At 50.1% G+C, this 3,226-nt stretch carries 1 rRNA gene; it reads right to left on the reverse strand.

The features are described from left to right. Nucleotides 1–142 precede the first annotated feature (142 nt). Nucleotides 143–3,034 (reverse strand): 23S ribosomal RNA (locus NTD86_RS06445). Nucleotides 3,035–3,226: the final 192 nt, after the last annotated feature.

Raw genomic sequence — 3,226 nt, forward strand, 5'->3', positions numbered from 1 at the left:
AGCCGGCGCGTTGACCTTAGGGTTAACGTTCCAGCGAATGGGCATGTAATAGTCAGGTGTTTTGTGAACCGCAAACTTTCGGTTTGTATCGTCTTCACACACCGCAATCTGGTCTATTCGACTCAAATTGCTTGGGTGTTATATGGTCAAGCCTCACGGGCAATTAGTATTGGTTAGCTCAACGCCTCACAGCGCTTACACACCCAACCTATCAACGTCGTAGTCTTCGACGGCCCTTTAGGGAACTCAAGGTTCCAGTGAGATCTCATCTTGAGGCAAGTTTCCCGCTTAGATGCTTTCAGCGGTTATCTTTCCCGAACATAGCTACCCGGCAATGCCACTGGCGTGACAACCGGAACACCAGAGGTTCGTCCACTCCGGTCCTCTCGTACTAGGAGCAGCCCCTCTCAAATCTCAAACGTCCACGGCAGATAGGGACCGAACTGTCTCACGACGTTCTAAACCCAGCTCGCGTACCACTTTAAATGGCGAACAGCCATACCCTTGGGACCGGCTTCAGCCCCAGGATGTGATGAGCCGACATCGAGGTGCCAAACACCGCCGTCGATATGAACTCTTGGGCGGTATCAGCCTGTTATCCCCGGAGTACCTTTTATCCGTTGAGCGATGGCCCTTCCATACAGAACCACCGGATCACTAAGACCTACTTTCGTACCTGCTCGACGTGTCTGTCTCGCAGTCAAGCGCGCTTTTGCCTTTATACTCTACGACCGATTTCCGACCGGTCTGAGCGCACCTTCGTACTCCTCCGTTACTCTTTAGGAGGAGACCGCCCCAGTCAAACTACCCACCATACACTGTCCTCGATCCGGATAACGGACCTGAGTTAGAACCTCAAAGTTGCCAGGGTGGTATTTCAAGGATGGCTCCACGCAAACTGGCGTTCACGCTTCAAAGCCTCCCACCTATCCTACACAAGCAAATTCAAAGTCCAGTGCAAAGCTATAGTAAAGGTTCACGGGGTCTTTCCGTCTAGCCGCGGATACACTGCATCTTCACAGCGATTTCAATTTCACTGAGTCTCGGGTGGAGACAGCGCCGCCATCGTTACGCCATTCGTGCAGGTCGGAACTTACCCGACAAGGAATTTCGCTACCTTAGGACCGTTATAGTTACGGCCGCCGTTTACCGGGGCTTCGATCAAGAGCTTCGCGTTAGCTAACCCCATCAATTAACCTTCCGGCACCGGGCAGGCGTCACACCCTATACGTCCACTTTCGTGTTTGCAGAGTGCTGTGTTTTTAATAAACAGTCGCAGCGGCCTGGTATCTTCGACCGACGTGGGCTTACGTAGTAAATACTTCACCCTCATCGGCGCACCTTCTCCCGAAGTTACGGTGCCATTTTGCCTAGTTCCTTCACCCGAGTTCTCTCAAGCGCCTTGGTATTCTCTACCCAACCACCTGTGTCGGTTTGGGGTACGGTTCCTGGTTATCTGAAGCTTAGAAGCTTTTCTTGGAAGCATGGCATCAACCACTTCGTTGTCTAAAAGACAACTCGTCATCAGCTCTCGGCCTTAGAATCCCGGATTTACCTAAGATTCCAGCCTACCACCTTAAACTTGGACAACCAACGCCAAGCTGGCCTAGCCTTCTCCGTCCCTCCATCGCAATAACCAGAAGTACAGGAATATTAACCTGTTTTCCATCGACTACGCTTTTCAGCCTCGCCTTAGGGACCGACTAACCCTGCGTCGATTAACGTTGCGCAGGAAACCTTGGTCTTTCGGCGTGGGTGTTTTTCACACCCATTGTCGTTACTCATGTCAGCATTCGCACTTCTGATACCTCCAGCAAGCTTCTCAACTCACCTTCACAGGCTTACAGAACGCTCCTCTACCGCATCACTTACGTGATACCCGTAGCTTCGGTGTATGGTTTGAGCCCCGTTAAATCTTCCGCGCAGGCCGACTCGACTAGTGAGCTATTACGCTTTCTTTAAAGGGTGGCTGCTTCTAAGCCAACCTCCTAGCTGTCTAAGCCTTCCCACATCGTTTCCCACTTAACCATAACTTTGGGACCTTAGCTGACGGTCTGGGTTGTTTCCCTTTTCACGACGGACGTTAGCACCCGCCGTGTGTCTCCCATGCTCGGCACTTGTAGGTATTCGGAGTTTGCATCGGTTTGGTAAGTCGGGATGACCCCCTAGCCGAAACAGTGCTCTACCCCCTACAGTGATACATGAGGCGCTACCTAAATAGCTTTCGAGGAGAACCAGCTATCTCCGAGCTTGATTAGCCTTTCACTCCGATCCACAGGTCATCCGCTAACTTTTCAACGGTAGTCGGTTCGGTCCTCCAGTTAGTGTTACCCAACCTTCAACCTGCCCATGGATAGATCGCCCGGTTTCGGGTCTATTCCCAGCGACTAGACGCCCTATTAAGACTCGCTTTCGCTACGCCTCCCCTATTCGGTTAAGCTTGCCACTGAAAATAAGTCGCTGACCCATTATACAAAAGGTACGCAGTCACCTAACAAAGTAGGCTCCCACTGCTTGTACGCATACGGTTTCAGGATCTATTTCACTCCCCTCTCCGGGGTTCTTTTCGCCTTTCCCTCACGGTACTAGTTCACTATCGGTCAGTCAGTAGTATTTAGCCTTGGAGGATGGTCCCCCCATATTCAGACAAAGTTTCTCGTGCTCCGTCCTACTCGATTTCACTGTAAAGATGTTTTCGCGTACAGGGCTATCACCCACTATGGCCGCACTTTCCAGAGCGTTCCGCTAACATCAATACAGCTTAAGGGCTGGTCCCCGTTCGCTCGCCACTACTAAGGGAATCTCGGTTGATTTCTTTTCCTCAGGGTACTTAGATGTTTCAGTTCCCCTGGTTCGCTTCTTAAGCCTATGTATTCAGCTTAAGATACCTAACTTATGTTAGGTGGGTTCCCCCATTCAGACATCTCCGGATCAAAGTCTGTTTGCCGACTCCCCGAAGCTTTTCGCAGGCTACCACGTCTTTCATCGCCTCTGACTGCCAAGGCATCCACCGTATGCGCTTCTTCACTTGACCATATAACCCCAAGCAATCTGGTTATACTATGAAGACGACATTCGCCGAAAATTTGCAATTTGATTCACAAATTTTACCTTAGCCTGAATAAACACCAGTGAAAGTGTTATTCAGTCTATCTTTCTATCACATACCCAAATTTTTAAAGAACGATCTAATCAAAAGATCAGAAATCAACATTCATCATCTTTT

Source organism: Pseudomonas sp. 7P_10.2_Bac1, assembly GCF_025465935.1.
GTDB lineage: Bacteria > Pseudomonadota > Gammaproteobacteria > Pseudomonadales > Pseudomonadaceae > Aquipseudomonas.